Genomic DNA, 17,315 nt, shown 5'->3' on the forward strand with positions numbered 1-17,315 from the left:
TTGTCGTCTCAGTACTGACGACCTGTGTTTGAAAGGCAGAACCAAATGGCCAAACTGGATATGGATGGCCCCTTCCCGCTGGAAGAGGAGGCAATCCTGAGAGAAACTGGCCAGCCGATGCCAGGCAGCATAGCGCTTGGATATCTGGCAGCCAACCGTAGCTTCGAAGTTCTCTATGTCGACTTTGCCGACTCAACAGTTCAAGAGACGCTTTTGAAGTGCTTGAAAAAGGGAATTGGCAAAGGTGGGCTGTTTGACAAACTGAAGGGCAAAAACCCTATCAATGCTTTCAAATTCAGCTACGCCATGTCTGTGGAAGCAAGTTACCAAAAATCGTGCAAGAATTTCCATGAATTTGGTGGCTCGAAAAAACTCAATAATAAAGAGCACCCTCGCCCTCCAAGAGGCAAAGACTGGGCCTGCGATCGCTGCACAGCCGAACTGAGCGCCAACTTCAAGATCAAAACCGGATAGCTCGGATCAGATAGAACATTCCAAGTAATAAAAAAGCCCGGAAATCCGGGCTTTTTTATTTATGCATCAAAGTGACAGTGCCTTGCGGCTTCAGGAGGAGAGGTCTTCCCCAGCCAGAGCCCGCTCAATTAGAGAGATACTCTCTTCCAGACCATAAAGTGCAAAGAAGGTTCCCATTCTTGGCCCCTGAGATTGCCCGAGCAGAACTTCATAAAGGCATTTGAACCAGTCGCGCAGATTTTCGAAACCGTGGTTCTTGCCCACTGTGTAAACCTCGGTCTGAATATCTTCTGCAGAAATATCGGCAGGAAGCTTTTTAAGCACAGACAGCAGCTCTTCCAATGCAGCCCGCTCTTTGTCGTCAGCGGCACGATACTCAAGCGTTGGTTTGACAAAATCCTGATAATACCGAACGGCAAAACCAACCAGTTGATCAAGAAATGGCGTGGCTTCCGGTGAGGCATCGGGCGCATAACGCTTGATAAATGCCCAGAGACGATCGCTCTCACTCGCATTACAGACACTTGCCAAATTCAACAGAATGCCAAAGGAAAGTGATGCAGGTTCAGTAGGAATGTCGCCAGAATGAATATGCCAGGCAGGATTTTCGAACAGCTTCTCCTGCTCTTGTCCACCAGCATTGTCCCGGAAGGTTACATAGTCATCGACCATACGCGGAATAACATCAAAGTAGAGTTTTTTCGCCGTTTTGGGTTTGTTATACATGAACAGCGCCAGGCTTTCTGGCGGCGCATAGGTCAACCACTCTTCCATCGACAGGCCATTGCCTTTCGATTTGGAGATCTTCTGGCCTTTTTCATCCAGGAAAAGTTCGTAAGTGAAAGTCTCCGGGCCTTTAATTCCAAGAACACGATGGATTTTTTTGCCCAAAGCCACAGAATCGATCAGATCCTTCCCGGACATTTCATAATCAACATCCAGAGCATACTGACGCATGGCCCAGTCAGGCTTCCACTGAAGCTTGCAATGTCCCCCCGTCACAGGCACCTCGACCAGTTCTCCGGCATCATCACGATAGACAACTGTCCCGCTGTCCTGGCGAACTTCTTCAATAGCAACCTGCAGAACTTTGCCGGTTTTGGGGCAAATCGGCATAAAGGGGCTATAGGTGGCCCGACGTTCCTGACCGAGAGTCGGCAGCATTACGTCCATGATCCCGTCATAGCAGGAAAGAACCTTTAGCAAGGCTTCATCCAGCTGTCCGGACCGATAGACATCCGTAGCCGATTTGAATTCATACTCAAAACCGAAGTTGTCAAGAAACTGGCGAAGACGGGCGTTGTTATGATGCCCAAGACTTTCGTACTCGCCAAAAGGATCCGGAACAGCAGTCAGCGGCAAGCCAATATTCTGCGCCAGCATTTCCTTTTGCGGCAGGTTATCGGGAACCTTGCGAAAACCGTCCAGATCATCAGAGAAACAAAACAGTCTGGTCGGGATATCGCTGATCTGCTCAAAGGCCTTACGCACCATCGTCGTGCGGGCAACTTCGCCAAAAGTCCCGATATGGGGCAAGCCAGAAGGACCATAACCCGTCTGAAATAAAACATAGCCCTTCTTCGGCGTCTTTCCACCGACACGAGCCAATACTCTTCGCGCTTCTTCAAACGGCCATGCTTTCGCCTGCATGGCAAGTTCCTGGTGGTTGGACATCTTAAAAATCCCTCAAGGGCTAGGTGGTCTAATGAAAAATCGGCTGGCGTGTCCCGCACGCCTTTCCAGACCCGGGAAATTAGGCTGAGACGGCCCTCACGTCAACAATCACGCGACAAGAAGCCAAAGTAATGCTAGCAAAGAGACAATGTTCGCCAATTGTTCTTTTGCATAGCCAATCATCATTCTCCCTTTTATAAGAAAGAACACGGCGTTTAATCTTCGGGTTTTTATAACTGTCCAGGTCAGCCCCGCCCTGATATAGAAACCTGCAGGAAGAAACCCGGCCTAAAAACCTGATCTGGCAACCATGACTGCAGACCACGACACTCCAGCACCGCAGGCAACAGGCACAGCAGCCGGCCTGATGATGCCCAAAGCACCGCTGCTGCTTTCGGGTATGCGCTTTTCAGTCTGGATCAGTCCGGATGGAGAAATCGAACGCCTGGCGAACAGCGACGTCGCCAAGAGGATCACACTAGAGCCTCCGTTTGTCTGCCACGCCAGAGCCACGGCACAGCGGCTGGGAGTAGAGCCTTTTCTGGCCTATGACGTACTTGAACTGATTGCCTTCGTCAGGCCGACAGCAGCCTGCACCCCGACCCCCCGTGGCCTTGCCGCCTTTATTGGTGCTCCGGAACCAGCATCCATCGAAGCGGCAACACTTCTCCTGTACCAGACAGCTGAGTTGCTGCTGCGTGAGCAGGCTTCGCGTGGCAGAAGCTTCGACCCCTACGCTGCGGATGTTGCCCGAACCATGATGATGGGCGGCTGGCTCTGGGGGCCTGCCGTTCTCGCGGCCATGGGGGAACAGGACCTTCATTCCCCGGCATCTCGTCCTGGTCGGGGCCTCAACGTATGGGAACGCCTTGAGGAATGGAGTGATCACGCTCCGGAAGATCCGCCACGCCAGCTATCGGTAAGCGCAGAGGAATCGCGGAATCGACTGGCAGAACTTCTGGGAGAGGAAGCAGAGTCCCGCCCCCAGCAAGCTGACTATGCTTCTGCTGTCGCCAGTGCCTTCGCACCAAGAAATGTCGCCGGGGAACCCAATATCTTGCTTGCCGAAGCCGGAACAGGTGTCGGAAAAACCCTGGGCTATATTGCCCCGGCCAGTGTTTGGGCAGAGAAAAACGGTGCACCTGTCTGGATTTCGACTTACACCAGAAACCTTCAAACCCAGATCGACAGCGAGCTGGACCGCCTTTTCCCCGAACGCTACGACAAGGCCAAACGGGTTGTCATTCGCAAGGGACGCGAAAACTATCTTTGTTTGCTCAACCTTGCAGAGGCAACCCAGGCTCTGACCGCCCGTCCCAATGATGCCATTGCCATCGGGTTGATGACACGCTGGGCTGGTCGCTCCCGCAATGGCGACATGGTCGGAGGCGATTTCCCCGGCTGGCTATCCGATCTCGTCGGCCGGAGCCGGACCACAGGCCTGACTGACCGCCGGGGCGAATGCATCTATTCAGCTTGCCCCCATTACAGTCGCTGTTACATCGAACGCAATATCCGCAAAGCCAAGCGAGCCAATATCGTTGTCGCCAACCATGCCCTTGTTATGGTTCAGGCCGCCATGGGCGGCGGTCGGGATGAAGGCAACTTACCCAGCCACTATGTCTTTGATGAGGGGCACCATCTGTTTGATGCCGCTGATGCCGCTTTTTCGGCTCATCTGACTGCTCAGGAAAGCCAGGAACTGCGCCGTTGGCTTACGGGTGTCGAGAGCAGCACAGCCCGTTCTGCCAGCCGTGCCCGCGGCCTGAAAAAACGTCTCGAAGACCTGATTGCCACTGATCCCCGCACGGGTGAGCTTGTCACAGAAACCATTCATGCCGCACGTCACCTTACAGGCGATGGCTGGGTAAATCGCCTGGAAGACAATCTGCCCGTCGGCCCAATGGAAAGCTTTCTCGCACACGTTCGTACCCAGGTTTATGCGCGAACCGATCCCGAGAACTCTCCCTACAGCCTGGAAACAGAGACAAAGCCGACGGTCCCGGGCTTGATTGAATCGGCTCTTGAACTGAAAACCGCCTTGAAGGAACTGCTTGAGCCGATCAAAAATCTGCGTCGCAGGCTGGAGCAACGCCTTGATACTGAAGCGGATGAACTCGACAGCGACACCCGGCGCAGAATTGAAGCAGCCTGTAAAAGCCTTGAGCAACGTGGCAGTAACCAGGTTCAGGCATGGGTTTCCATGCTTGACGCCCTTGAGGATGAAATTCCAGAGGAATTTACCGACTGGTTCTCGGTTGAAAGAGCGGGTGGAAAAGATCTTGATGTCGGCTTGCACCGCCACTGGATTGATCCGACAAAACCCTTGGCAAATACGCTTCTGACGCAAGCACACGGCACGGTTATCACCTCCGCTACTCTGACAGAAGGCAGCGGAAGTGAAGAAGGGGACTGGATCGGGGCAGAACGACGCACTGGGGCGTCTTTTGTGCCAGGCAATCCGATCCGGGTGAAGTTCAAATCACCCTACGATTATGCGGATCAGACTCGCGTCTTTATCATCAACGATGTACGCAAGGATGATATGGAACAAGTCGCGGCAGCCTATCGTGAGCTGTTTCTGGCTTCGCAAGGCGGGGCACTCGGCCTTTTTACAGCAATCTCCAGACTCCGCAGTGTACACCAGAAAATCGGCCCCGAACTTGATCGTGCCGGGTTGACCCTCTACAGCCAGCATATGGATAATCTTGACACTTCCACACTGATCGATATTTTCCGGGCCGAAAGAAATTCCTCCCTGCTTGGGACCGATGCAGTCCGGGATGGCGTTGACGTCCCCGGAGACTCCCTGCGCCTGATTGTTTTTGACCGTGTGCCCTGGCCACGTCCCACTATCCAGCACCGGGCCCGCAAGGAACACTTTGGCGGCAACAGATACAATGACAGCCAGACACGTCTAAAGCTGAAACAGGCCTATGGCAGGCTGGTTCGTCGCGCCAATGACCGGGGTGTTTTTGTTCTGCTTGATCCGATGATGCCCAGCAGACTCCAGAACGCCTTTCCCGAAGGAGTCTCCATTCAGAAAATCGGACTCGCGGAAACAGTGCAACAGATCAAATCTTTCTTTGCACCACCCGCTGTGAAATAACAGATTCATAGCGGATAATCCCCCTGACCCGGCAAAGCAGCTCCTTTCCTGTAGATAAAATGCCTGTCCTGACAGCATTATTATATTCAAGAGAATTTTCCTTTATTTTTTTCTTGCAAAAAGAAAAGAGGAAGCATAAACCTCACTCCGGATCGGGGAGTAGCGCAGCCTGGTAGCGCATCTGGTTTGGGACCAGAGGGTCGGAGGTTCGAATCCTCTCTCCCCGACCAATCTTCTAGCGAAGATTGACATTCAAAGGTCGCCTTGGGCGGCCTTTTGTCATAAGGGGCCTGATCTCTCTGCTGAGCAGTGTCTCATGACAATTCCTGAAGCTCTCAATCAAGCTATACAAGCCCGGTTTTTGGCGATACGCTCACTTCCTGAATGTCCTACAGGATACTGACAATGTCTCTCGAACTCTGGTTGCTTTTTGTCCCAGCCGCCTTTGCCCTGAATGTACTGCCTGGCCCCAACAATATGCTCGCCATGAACAATGGCCTGCGTTATGGACTTCTCTATGCCCTTAAGGGCGGTGTGGGGCGTCTCCTCGCATTCAGTATTCTGATCTTGTTAACCGCAACGGGCCTGGGAGCAATTCTCTCAACTTCCGTAACCGCTTTCTATCTGCTGAAAATTGCCGGTGCACTCTATCTGGTTTACCTCGGTTATCGCCTCTGGCGTAGCCAACCCGAAGAAACAAGCAAAGACTCCCATACAAAAGAACAGAAAGTCTCGACCCGGAACATCATTCGCCAGGAATTTTTTGTTGCCATCACGAACCCGAAGGCAATCCTGATTTTTACTGCGTTTTTCCCCCAGTTTCTGGTCGCTGACACCCCGATGCTGCCTCAGTTCAGCATCATGGGCAGTACATTCATAGTACTCGAAATCATTGCCCTGATCCTTTACGCTGTTTCCGGGAAACAGCTGGCATTTCTGACCCGAACAGTCCGGGGACAGAAAATCATGAACCGGACAAGTGGCAGCTTGCTTATCGGAGCGGGGGGTCTCTTGGCTCTGTCCAAATAACCTTTCAGAGAATATTTTTTACCGTTACGGGAATAAATCTGCTTCTGAGGTGTCTAATCTATACCTGCCTCTAGCTGGGGCCTCCACCAGAAGGATGTTACTCTCATGAAACGGACACTGAGCACTCTTGCACTCTCGGCATCATTACTTGTTGTCAGCGCCAGTTTTCTTGGCAATGCCTATGCCCAGGAACTACAGAACGTTGTGACAACCGGGGAAACATCCCTTGGCTCTGTTCTGACAGACAGCAAGGGAATGACGCTTTATACCTTTGCCAATGATTCTGACGGAAAATCAACCTGTAACGGGGGCTGTGCCCAAGCCTGGCCTCCCCTTCTCGTTCAGGGTGAAACGGAAGAAACTGACGAGTTCACAAAAATTACACGGGATGATGGCACCCAACAATGGGCATATAAAGGCAAGGCACTTTATGGCTGGGTCCAGGACAAAAATCCGGGCGATGTGACAGGCGACAACTTCAAGAATGTCTGGCATGTTGCCAAGCCCTGATCTCTGCCGGATCAAGGGCAAATAAGGATTTCGCCCTGTGCTCTATTGACAGCAGAGGCAGGCAAAACCGCTTTTGCCAATCGGCATCGGATCAGGAACAAGGTATGGACGAGTTTCTAGAGCAGCTGACCAAAGCAATCCCGACGTTACGTCGATATGCTTATGCACTGGTCAGGGACTCGTCTCTGGCTGATGACCTCGTACAGGACTGTCTTGAAAAAGGATTGGCGCATCGCGCCCAATGGCGAGGAGAGGGAAACCTTAAAACCTGGTTATACAGGATTTTGAGCAATATCCATCTTAATCAGATAAGGGCAGACAAGGGAAATTTCTTGAAGACTTCAGATACCACAAGCGAAGCCGTACTTACTGCTGCAGAAGCACAAAGTCCAGCCAACCAGATTGATCATCTGTATTTGCAGGATCTCGAAGCCGCCATTGCCCAGCTGCCAGAAGAACAAAAACAGATCCTTCTCCTGATCTGCCTCGAAGGCTTTTCCTATCAAGAAGCCGCAAAAACGCTTGAACTGCCCTTGGGCACTGTTATGTCACGACTTTCGCGCGCCCGGGAAACGCTGCGCCACAAAACTTCCGGAACTGGAACTGATGAAGCAGCCGCAAACATAAGGCGGATCAAATGAACAAACATAAATTCGAGGGAGCCGACCTTCTCCACGCTTATGTTGATGGTGAATTGACTGCTGCCGAGAGAAACCGTGTAGAGCAATGGCTATCCACACACCCTGAAGATGCAGAACGGGTGGCTTCCTGGCAAAAGCAGACTCGTGGGCTCCGGGTTCTGTTTGATCACAAAGCAGAAGAAATAGCCCCTCCTCAGTTGTTTCCCGGCGAACCCCTGGCAACAAACATTACCTCCTCATCCCCTGCCCCCAGGAAAACCTCACGCGTCTGGTCCAGGCTTGCAGCCGCGGTTCTGTGGCTTACCATCGGAGGCAGTGGGGGATGGTTTGGCCATGAGTATATCTCGAACAATTCTGGAATTTTTCAGGTACCCGGCTTTCAAACCGCCCGGACTGTCAACTTCACCCAACCTGCACTGGAAGCACACTGGGTCTATACGCCCGAAGCGAGACATCCGGTCGAGGTCTTGGCAAATGAAGAGGCCCACCTGGCCAAGTGGCTCTCCAATCGCCTGGAGGTCCCTCTTACCATTCCCGATCTTGCCTCGGCAGGGTTCAGCCTCGTTGGGGGGCGTCTTCTTCCTTCCACCAATGGACCCGCAGCACAGTTTATGTATCAAAACACGGATGAAAACCGGGTTACACTGTACCTGTCCAGACAATCTGGCAGTAAAGAAACAGCATTCCGCTATCATGAGGAAGGCACAACCAGAGCCTTTTACTGGTATGACGGCCCTCTGGGATATGCCCTGGTTGGCGAGATGAATCGCCAGGAGCTCTCACAACTTGCTGATCTTGTCTATCAACAGCTCTGATCAACGCCCGACAGCCACATTTGAAAAGACTTCTCTAGGCCTTTCCGGCAAGGGGCTGGTATAGTATCACCAAAGGGATTGCTTTTGGGCTTGCTTCATCATGTGGAGTTTGGATTTCCAGGCCAGTCAGTACATAAACACATAAAGGTAAAAGGACGTTCCTTAATGACCGACTATAGAACCGCACTTGTCTACATTATGGTTCTCGCATCAGCTGCTGATAGCGACATGACGGATTCCGAATTGCAGACCATTGGCGAAATCGTGAAATTCCTTCCGGTTTTCAAAGGGTATAATCCGGATGACCTGCCCAAGGATGCCAATGCCTGCGCCGAGCTTCTGGGTGGCGAAGACGGCTTTGAAGAAGTTATCTCTCAGGCCGCTAAAGCCCTGCCGGAAAAACTTCATGAAACAGCTTATGCTCTTGCACTGGAAGTTGTCGCGGCTGATGGCTTTGCCAGTCAGGAAGAGCTCCGGTTACTTGAAATTCTCCGCCATACACTGAATGTTGAACGTCTTGTTGCAGCTGCGATTGAACGCGGCACCCGTGCACGCTACACTTCTGTCTAACGGAATAAGCCAGACGAAAAGAAGAGGGAACTCACAGCACTTTCCTCTTCTTTTTCAACTTACGACGAGATTACCTCCCCTATGCCCGTCATCACAGACGAACCACCCGCCCTCCCACCTGCACAGCTAGAACTTGACCATATCTTTGTTTTTGTCACACTTCAGGACAGTGAGACAAAACCGAAAGAGGCAACTCTTCTGGAACAGGCCGGGCTGCAGGAAAGCTATCGACGGGCGCACCCCGGGCAGGGAACAACAAATATCTGTTACTGTTTTGATAACTGCTATCTGGAACTCTTGTGGCTCACGAACGAGCAAGAAGCCCGCAGCCCCCTGATCGCCAGAACCGCTTTGGCTGAACGCGCCCACTGGAAAACAAATGGTGCTTCCCCTTTTGGTCTGGCCTTGCGACGGACGGTCCAGCATCCGTTCCCTCTGGCTACGTGGGATTACCTCCCACCCTACCTGCCGCCTGGCATGACAATTCCCGTCAGCCTTTCCAGTCAGGATCCACTGCATCCCTTCATCTTCCAGTCACCTGGTGGAAAACGACCGGATCAATGGGAAAACAGCAACCGACAGAACTTTAGTGACCTGGACCTGATAGAGTTACAATTACCGCAGGATGAAGGTTTTTCTGAAGATCTGGAGAAACTGCGACAGATATCTCTGATACCTGCCATAACCTACAGGAACACCTCCCCAGGAATGCAGCTGTCCATCAAAGATCTAACCGGCAGGATAACACACCACCTCCAGCTTCCTTCCTGCAGGATCACCCCGGCACCAGCATCTTAAGAGTCCTTCTTTGGTATCATCCAAGAACAATAGTCTTATCTGCCTTGAAACACCCCGGATTCTCTCTATAAACCCAGTGTGACTCTATTTTCTATTTGGATTGAGAATGAAGAACGACACCCGCCAACAGGATCGCCCAATCGCGATTTGGCTTCTGGTTTGCTGTGCGATGATTTTGATTATGGCTGTGATCGGGGCCATTACCCGCCTCACCGAATCAGGCTTGTCGATTATGGAGTGGAATCCAATCGGCGGGGCCCTTCCGCCACTGTCCGAAACAGAATGGCAGCGGCTCTTTACCATCTATCAGCAAATTCCCGAATACCAGCAGGAAAATGCCGGAATGAGTCTGGAAGAATTCAAGGGAATTTTCTGGTGGGAATTTATCCACCGCCTTTGGGGGCGGGCGATCGGTGTTGTCTTTCTTGTTCCCTTTCTCTGGTTCTGGCTCCGTGGTCAGATCAGAAGAGCACTGGTTCCCCACCTGCTCTGCATGTTCCTGCTCGGCGGGTTACAGGGCGCTCTTGGCTGGTACATGGTTGCCAGTGGTTTTGCCGACAGAACCGATGTCAGTCAATATCGACTGACAGCACATCTTCTGGCCGCTTTTGCGATTTACGCTTATCTCTTCTGGGTTGCGTTAGGCCTGCTTTTCCCCCAACCCGGTCACAAAGCCGCCGAAGCCAGCACCCGCCTGTACCGTCCTCTGGCACTCCTGCCCTGGTTGATTGTAACAACCATCGCCTCTGGCGGGCTTGTGGCGGGGCTCAATGCCGGAATGATTTATAACACCTTCCCACTGATGGAAGGACAGATCATTCCCCCGGCCTATAACGACATTACCCCCTGGTACATCAATCTCTTCGAGAACGTTGCCGCTGTACAGTTCAACCATCGTCTCCTCGCCGTTACAACTGTTGCCATGACCCTGGGCATATGGCTCTACGCGTGGCGACTTCCCCGCTCAAGGCCCTTGAACAAAGCGCTCCATCTTCTGGTTCTGGCAGCACTCGTTCAGCTCAGCCTTGGAATATCTACCCTGCTTCTGGTTGTTCCCATTACACTGGGCGCCCTGCATCAAGCAGGAGGGCTTCTGTTTCTCACCGCCAGCCTTTATAGTTTGTTTCTGGCTCGCCGGGACAAAAATCCTTCGCTCATCTGAAAGATCTGATCATGTCCGATATAAAATTTCAGGTCCATGATATGGACATTCCCGAAGAGCCTCTCGCTCTGTCTGTCCTGACCGGCTTTCTCGGCAGTGGCAAAACCACCTTGCTTAAACAGCTTCTCCAGCATCCGGAAATGGATGAAACGGCAGTTATTGTAAACGAGTTTGGTGAAATCGGGCTGGATCATCTGCTGGTCGAGAGCTCGCAGGAAGACATCGTGCTGATGAACAGTGGTTGCCTCTGCTGTACCGTGCGAGGGGATCTGGTTGAAACCATCCGCAAGCTCTATAAAAAGCGCCTTATCAAAGAGGTCCCTGCCTTTAAGCGCCTTGTTATCGAAACAACGGGTCTGGCAGATCCTGCACCCATTCTTCAGACATTGATGACGGACCCTTTTTTGAGTGAACGCTTCCGGCTGGATGGTGTTATCACCACCGTCGATGCCGTCAATGGCAACAGTACACTGGACAACCACCCAGAGTCCGTCAAACAGGTTGCCGTTGCAGATCGTTTGCTCATCACCAAAACCGATATGACAGAAGGGAAAAGAGATCCGGATCTTCTTCACCGGATCAAAACCCTGAATCCTGCTGCAATGATTCAGGAGGTCAGTTTTGGCAATGTTGAGCCAGCGGTCCTGTTTAATGCCGGGCTATACAACCCCGAAACCAAGTCTCTTGACGTGCAAAAGTGGTTAAAGGCCGAAGCTTTCGAGGAAACTTCTCACGGACATGACCATAGCCATAGCCATAGCCATAGCCATAGCCATAGCCATGGTCATGGTCATGACACGAATCATCATCACGATGTCAATCGCCATGATGACAAGATCCATGCTTTTTGCCTGATCCACGACAGACCGATCGACTGGGACCAGATGAATTCCTGGGTCGATATGCTGATCACGCTCTATGGCAATAATATTCTGCGGATAAAGGGGATTTTAAATATCGAAGGCGACCAGAATCCCGTCGTCATCCACGGGGTCCAGCACGTCTTTCACCCACCTGTCATGCTCGAAGGCTGGCCAGATGAGGACCATCGCTCCAAACTGGTCTTTATTGTCCGAGACCTGAAAAGGGATATGTTTGACGAAACCTTCCGGGCCTTCATCAAGGAAAGCGCGGATTTACATTGAGAACTCCAGGAGGGGATTACAGCCAGAATTTGCTGGCTTGACCAGAGGATGTTCAGGTTAATTCAAGCTCCCCAGCCCCGGCACGGGCGGCGCAGTTCCAGTCCCCCCCTGTGAGCACCATTTGACAAATTCCTCTGCCGGCATGGGGCGCGCGAAGTAAAACCCTTGAGCCTCTTCACAGCCCCGCTCTTTCAGGAACAGCATATGGGCTTTTTCCTCGACGCCCTCGGCAAGAACCCGGGTTCCCATTGCATGGGCCATGGAAATAATCGCCGCCGTAATTGCCGCATCATCCGGATTTTGATCCAGCTTCATGACAAACGATTTGTCAATCTTGAGCTTGTCCACGGGAAACCGTTTGAGGTAGGACAGCGATGAATAACCCATTCCAAAATCATCAATCGCCAGGTTTACTCCCAATTCATCCAAACGGTTAAGGATGCGATCTGCTTCCTTAAAATCGGCCATAATAGCTGTCTCGGTGATTTCCAGCTCAAGACATTCCGGGCTCACCTGGGTAAATTCGAGCACTTCACTGACCTTGTTGACAAAATCTGCCTGCCGGAAAGAAACTGCCGACAAATTCACGGCAATCCTGATTCCGGGAATAATGCTTTGCCATTCCTTCGCCTGTGTACAGGCGGTCGTCATAACCCAGTCGGTGATGGGATCAATCAAGCCCGTTTTTTCCGCGATGGGAATAAAACGATCAGGGCTGACCATCCCTTCACTGCTGTGCCAACGAATAAGCGCTTCGGCGCCGACCAGATTTCCTGTCTTCAGGTCAATCTGGGGTTGATAGTACAATTCAAACTCATTCCGAACCAGTGCAGCGCGTAACAGGTGCTCAATCCGGCTGCTTTCCTCAGCATTTTGCTTGAGGGTGTTATTGAAAAACGAATAGGTTGCCCGGCCCTTGTTCTTGGCGTGATAGAGCGCCATCTCTGCACAGCCAAGCAAAGAAGCCGCTTTGTCCCCGTGCACCGGGAAGAGCGAAATCCCGATACTGCAACCAGAATAGATTTCCTGATCATTCAACACGAATGCGCGGCTCATTTTTCGGAGGATTTTCTGGGCGAACAGCTCGGGCTCCTGATCATCATCATAGGGGATCATCAGGGCGAACTCATCGCCTCCCAACCGGGCCATATAACCATCGCCCGTTATTCTCTTGCTGAGAATTCTGGCCACATTCCGCAAAAGCTGATCACCGGTCTCGTGCCCGAAAATATCATTCAGATCTTTAAAGTGATCCAGATCGAGAACAAAGACAGCCCATTTATCTTCTTCCCCGCAGCTCTTTGTTTCGGCATCCATATGCCGTACAAACTGGGTGCGGTTTCCAAGCCCGGTCAATCCGTCATGCAAGATCATATGCTCGACAGTTTCCTCGGCTTTTATCCGGGCGTGAATTTCCTGACTGAGTTCCTGGGTTTGTTCCTCGACTTTTCGTTTGAGAACGCCCTGTATGCGCAACAGCTCTTCCTGCCGTAACAACAGATCTGTAATATCCCGGGCTTCCAGAAGGAAGCCATCACGCCTGCCATGGCGAAACCGCGAAACCTTCATCTCCACGCGCAGTTCAGTGCCCCGCAATCCGATAAGTTTCAAGGGCAGAGGTTCAACCTCTTGAGCAAGAACATCCAGTTCGCTTCTGAAGATTGATTTATAATCAGGATGGACAAGCTGCGCGAACTTCAATCCCAGAATTTCATCTTCTTGTTCGGCTTCAAGCAGCCTTACCCCAGTCGGATTGATATAACTGATACCTTCCGGATCACAAATACAAAGCAGGGAAAGAGACACGTCATTAAGCACCCGTTGGGAAAGCGCATTTCCCATCTGGACTGTTGCATCCATTTCGATAGTGGAGAAGTCTTTCCCATAGAGAATAACCACATCCTTACCGACCTCCAGTGAACAGTCGGCATGAAACAGGATTTCATGGAATGCTCCATCATTACTCTTGATTTTCAGAGGAAACCGCGTTGCCCCTTTTTTCAGGAGATCTTGCCATACCTCGAGAAAAACATCCTGGTACTGCTCGTGCACCAACTCTATCAAGGGGCCGTTGACAATCTCGGAATCAGTCTCTGCCTTAAGCATGGAAAGACCAGCTTTATTGCAAAAAGTAATGTTCCCGTCCCGAATCAGCATCGCAAGATCGGGGAGAGTATCCAGTATATGTCGTATGTTCGTGTTCAATTTGTCCCCGAGACCAGATCTAGGACAAATCCCGGGGATTGCCATCCATAAGGTCGACTCATTTCATATCCTAAAGATCTGCAGCACTGTTCTTTGAACGGGTGTTATCACCCGCCGTCTCCTAACCTAACAAAACGACGGTTACTGGAGTGTAAACACCGGACAGGATTTATCTGTTTTGCCTAAACAAATTTGTTTTTCCTATTCTTCGCCCGAACGGCGTCTTTTGAGAAAATGAACCAGAATATTAATTGCAACAATCGGCAACACCACACCCGCCCCTAGCAGGATATAGCGGCCACCCCAATCGAGAAACTCAAGAATGTAATCGATCACTTCCTTGAAATTACTGGTAACCCATCTCATCAGGCCCAGTGCATCAGTATTGAAAGCGGCCAAAATTACGCCAACAACAAAACAAAGAAGAACAACCTGAACAATACGACCAACCATTATCTTTGAATGTCCGCAATATATGCGGCCCCTTATGTGATGAGACGAGATCATATTTTTTTAGTTCTCGCTGAAAATAGGGGCAAGTTAAAAATAATAATATATTATCAATATTGACAATTTACCCATCACTCCATAAATCATCTATATTGACAATTTATGGAGTGGGTCATGGGACGTCCCAGTAAAAAAGCAGAACGGACAGAACAAATCCTTGCCGCCTTCCAACGATGCGTTGCTCGGTCAGGCCTGGAAGGAAGCACACTTGACCAGATCGCCGAAGAAGCAGGTATGCAAAGAAGTCTCGTCCGGCACTTCGCCGGTAATCGAGAAGAACTTGTACGTACTCTGGCACACTGGGTGATCGGAAACAGCGTTCCCGTCTGGGAAGAGTTCAAAGCTGGAATTCCAGAGGACAATCCACTTGATTATCTTCTCGATGGTCTCTTCGAAGAAAAAAATACAAACCCAGAGACTGTCCTGGTTATTTCTGCACTGACCTTTTCCGCCGGGAACGATCCGGATCTCGCCAAAATGCTCAGAAACTGGATAAACAGCTTCACCCAAGATATCCAGACGATACTCGGTAGTATATTTCCACAGGCGAAACGAGAACAGGTTGACGCAGTCGCTTTTGGACTCGTGTCTCTCAACTTTAATCTTGATGCTCTTTCTCCACTTAACATCGGTCCAGAATATCGCCGGGCGGCACGGACCTGTGCAGAAAGCCTCATCTCAACCCTACGTAACGCTTCGGAATAAACAACGTCATGCCCTGGCCTTCGGTTATTGGTGTCATACTTCTCCTCTGGTTAGGACTAAACCTTCTCAATGGGACTACTTGGTTTCATCGTAAATATTATCGAAAAAAATCCCCTATACACTATTGGGGATTACTCACCTTATGGTTCTTAGTCGCAATTTCTTGCTTCTACTGGTAAAGGGTTCAAGCCTTGACTATACCTAAACACAATATTTTCCTGCAGATTTCTTATGTGATCAGCCTCTTGTGCATGGTTATATTTATCAGTTGGATCGCTTTTTCAGATAGCTCGTATCAGATCTCGCTCGCCAACACGCCTGCACCCCATGGAGCAGAAGAAAGTTCAGGAGAAATTGGACTAATAGTTCCGGTTAAATATCAGCAACAACAGCTGATATCAGGGAAAACCGTTTCGATAGATCTTTCCAAAAATGTGGAAAAGCAACTCGATACTCTATGGATCGATTTTCTCACCGATGACCTCGCTCATTCTCAGATTACAGAGACACCCAACAGTCTGTATCTGGTTTATCACGACTACGACACCAACCAGGAAACGGTGCTGGTGACTCTGGGGTACCGGATCAATTCCGATAACTCTACCTCAGCTTTTCTCGACAGCTTCATTATTCCTGCCGGAGATTACATTCAGCAGAGCGGAGCAAACGTGCTTGAAGCTTGGAGCAGCCCTCAGAATAACGAATTCAATTTCACCTATGCCGCTGATTACGAACTCTATCAGTTCGGCGCCGGAGACACCGTTGTATCTCAAACAACATTTCTAGGAGTAATCACTCCCATGTCAAAAACCAATAAAGCAGGTAAATAGATATGAACACCGCTGACTGGGTGACCTATATTGAATACATCTCTTTCGATATATATGACTGGACTTTGCTGTTCGCACTTCTGTTTCTGACCATCGAACTGCTTGACGAAATAGTCACCAAACGCCTCAACGGCGAGCGCATACTTGAAACCATCTCAAGCTGCTTTACCCAGATTCCCTATTATTTCTCTGAAGCTGTTATTTTTGGAATCGCAGTCTATGGCTACTTCACGATTTACGAATACATTCCCTGGCAAATTCCCACAACAGGCTATGTCTTCTTGCTAGTCCTCCTCTTGGCCGATTTTACCTATTATGTGGAGCATTACTTTGCTCACAAGATACGTCTTTTATGGCTGGCTCACTCAGTCCATCACAGTTCGACAATGATGAACACTGCGACAGCTTTCAGGTTTAGTATATTCGATCCCGTTATGTCTGCCGTTTTCCACCTGCCGTTATTACTGCTTGGTTTCAACCCTATCTTTATCTTTGGCGCAGAGGTTCTTGTTCAGGCCTACCAGTTTTGGATTCACAATGAAATGGTCGGCAAGCTGGGGCCTCTCGAATGGATTTTCAACACACCTTCCCATCATCGGGTTCACCATGGTTCAGACCGGAAATATCTTGATAAAAATTTTGGGGGCATCCTGATTATCTGGGACCGTTTGTTCCAAACTTATCAGAAAGAAGAGGAATTACCCACTTATGGCTTGACGATTCCTATGACGAGTAAAAACCCTATTACGGTTCAGTTCCACGAATTCATAAATCTTTACAAAGACTTGAATAGCGCCAAGACTGGTGGGGAGTTTTTAGGCTTCCTGTTACGCGGCCCCGGGTGGAAACCTTTACGCCTGCGCAAAAAACGCGCTACCGGAACTACTCAGGAATCTTTTCAATCAGGGAATTCGATTGTTTCTGACGATGTATATTCAAAATAATCAAAGACGAACCCGCCGTAAACGCAAACAGTCATAAAGGAAAAAATATGCCGGGCTTTGGAGCGGGTGAGGAGAATCGAACTCCCGTATTTAGCTTGGGAAGCTAATGTTCTACCATTGAACTACACCCGCATCACTGCCGCACGATCATTGATCGGCTTTGATTCTTCTAGCTCTCAGGACAAACCTGCGCA

The 17,315-nt window shown here is 50.4% G+C and carries 16 protein-coding genes and 2 tRNA genes; 14 read left to right on the forward strand and 4 right to left on the reverse strand.

Features of this window, described 5'->3' with window-relative positions:
* Positions 1-45 precede the first annotated feature (45 nt).
* On the forward strand, positions 46-474 hold the full coding sequence (locus O4H49_RS15580; protein WP_269424364.1) for a hypothetical protein: 429 nt from the start codon (positions 46-48) through the stop codon (positions 472-474).
* Between the two features lie 90 nt (positions 475-564).
* Here O4H49_RS15580 and O4H49_RS15585 read toward each other — a convergent pair whose 3' ends face one another.
* Positions 565-2,148 carry a lysine--tRNA ligase gene (locus tag O4H49_RS15585; RefSeq protein WP_269424365.1) on the reverse strand — a complete coding sequence of 528 codons (1,584 nt, stop codon included), beginning with the start codon at positions 2,146-2,148 and terminating at the stop codon, positions 565-567.
* Positions 2,149-2,458: 310 nt separating this feature from the next.
* Here O4H49_RS15585 and O4H49_RS15590 point away from each other — a divergent pair, with 310 nt between their 5' ends.
* The 10 genes from O4H49_RS15590 (at position 2,459) to O4H49_RS15635 (ending at position 11,927) form a co-directional block, all read left to right on the forward strand.
* Positions 2,459-5,257: an ATP-dependent DNA helicase gene (locus O4H49_RS15590; RefSeq protein WP_269424366.1), complete on the forward strand. Its 2,799-nt coding sequence runs from the start codon at positions 2,459-2,461 to the stop codon at positions 5,255-5,257.
* A gap of 153 nt (positions 5,258-5,410) precedes the next feature.
* Positions 5,411-5,487, forward strand: a tRNA-Pro gene (locus tag O4H49_RS15595).
* A 175-nt stretch (positions 5,488-5,662) separates the two neighbouring features.
* On the forward strand, positions 5,663-6,286 hold the full coding sequence (locus tag O4H49_RS15600; RefSeq protein WP_269424367.1) for a LysE family translocator: 624 nt from the start codon (positions 5,663-5,665) through the stop codon (positions 6,284-6,286).
* A gap of 105 nt (positions 6,287-6,391) precedes the next feature.
* Positions 6,392-6,796 (forward strand): hypothetical protein, encoded by a 405-nt coding sequence (locus O4H49_RS15605; protein ID WP_269424368.1) that lies wholly within the window; start codon positions 6,392-6,394, stop codon positions 6,794-6,796.
* 104 nt (positions 6,797-6,900) lie between these two features.
* Positions 6,901-7,437, forward strand: a complete 537-nt coding sequence (locus O4H49_RS15610; RefSeq protein ID WP_269424369.1) for a sigma-70 family RNA polymerase sigma factor — start codon at positions 6,901-6,903, stop codon at positions 7,435-7,437.
* Entirely contained in the window at positions 7,434-8,252 is an 819-nt protein-coding gene (locus O4H49_RS15615) for an anti-sigma factor family protein (protein WP_269424370.1), read from the forward strand. Before O4H49_RS15610 ends, O4H49_RS15615 begins: the two co-directional genes overlap by 4 nt.
* A 165-nt stretch (positions 8,253-8,417) precedes the next feature.
* Positions 8,418-8,822, forward strand: a complete 405-nt coding sequence (locus tag O4H49_RS15620) for a tellurite resistance TerB family protein (protein ID WP_269424371.1) — start codon at positions 8,418-8,420, stop codon at positions 8,820-8,822.
* Between the two features lie 81 nt (positions 8,823-8,903).
* Positions 8,904-9,620, forward strand: coding sequence for a VOC family protein (locus O4H49_RS15625; protein ID WP_269424372.1), 717 nt, complete (start codon positions 8,904-8,906; stop codon positions 9,618-9,620).
* A 106-nt stretch (positions 9,621-9,726) separates the two neighbouring features.
* Entirely contained in the window at positions 9,727-10,782 is a 1,056-nt protein-coding gene (locus O4H49_RS15630) for a COX15/CtaA family protein (RefSeq protein ID WP_269424373.1), read from the forward strand.
* A gap of 11 nt (positions 10,783-10,793) precedes the next feature.
* The gene (locus O4H49_RS15635) at positions 10,794-11,927 is read left to right on the forward strand and encodes a CobW family GTP-binding protein (RefSeq protein ID WP_269424374.1); all 1,134 of its coding nucleotides are present in this window, start codon (positions 10,794-10,796) and stop codon (positions 11,925-11,927) included.
* 57 nt (positions 11,928-11,984) lie between these two features.
* On the opposite strand, the gene O4H49_RS15640 is transcribed toward O4H49_RS15635, so the two are convergent.
* Both O4H49_RS15640 and O4H49_RS15645 read right to left on the reverse strand, forming a co-directional pair.
* Entirely contained in the window at positions 11,985-14,132 is a 2,148-nt protein-coding gene (locus O4H49_RS15640) for an EAL domain-containing protein (RefSeq protein ID WP_269424375.1), read from the reverse strand.
* Between the two features lie 201 nt (positions 14,133-14,333).
* Entirely contained in the window at positions 14,334-14,585 is a 252-nt protein-coding gene (locus O4H49_RS15645; protein WP_269424376.1) for a hypothetical protein, read from the reverse strand.
* Between the two features lie 171 nt (positions 14,586-14,756).
* Between O4H49_RS15645 and O4H49_RS15650 the strand changes: the two genes are divergently transcribed.
* From O4H49_RS15650 to O4H49_RS15660, 3 genes are all read left to right on the forward strand, one after another.
* Complete coding sequence (locus O4H49_RS15650; protein WP_269424377.1) at positions 14,757-15,347, forward strand: TetR/AcrR family transcriptional regulator; 591 nt, start codon at positions 14,757-14,759, stop codon at positions 15,345-15,347.
* A gap of 251 nt (positions 15,348-15,598) precedes the next feature.
* The gene (locus O4H49_RS15655; protein ID WP_269424378.1) at positions 15,599-16,177 is read left to right on the forward strand and encodes a hypothetical protein; all 579 of its coding nucleotides are present in this window, start codon (positions 15,599-15,601) and stop codon (positions 16,175-16,177) included.
* A gap of 2 nt (positions 16,178-16,179) precedes the next feature.
* A complete protein-coding gene (locus O4H49_RS15660; RefSeq protein ID WP_269424379.1) occupies positions 16,180-17,121 on the forward strand; it encodes a sterol desaturase family protein in 942 nt (313 codons plus the stop codon).
* A gap of 58 nt (positions 17,122-17,179) precedes the next feature.
* On the opposite strand, the gene O4H49_RS15665 is transcribed toward O4H49_RS15660, so the two are convergent.
* Positions 17,180-17,253 (reverse strand) — tRNA-Gly (locus O4H49_RS15665).
* Between the last annotated feature and the right edge of the window lie 62 nt (positions 17,254-17,315).

The sequence above is a fragment of the Kiloniella laminariae genome (assembly GCF_027214005.1).
Taxonomy (GTDB): Bacteria; Pseudomonadota; Alphaproteobacteria; order Kiloniellales; family Kiloniellaceae; genus Kiloniella; species Kiloniella laminariae_A.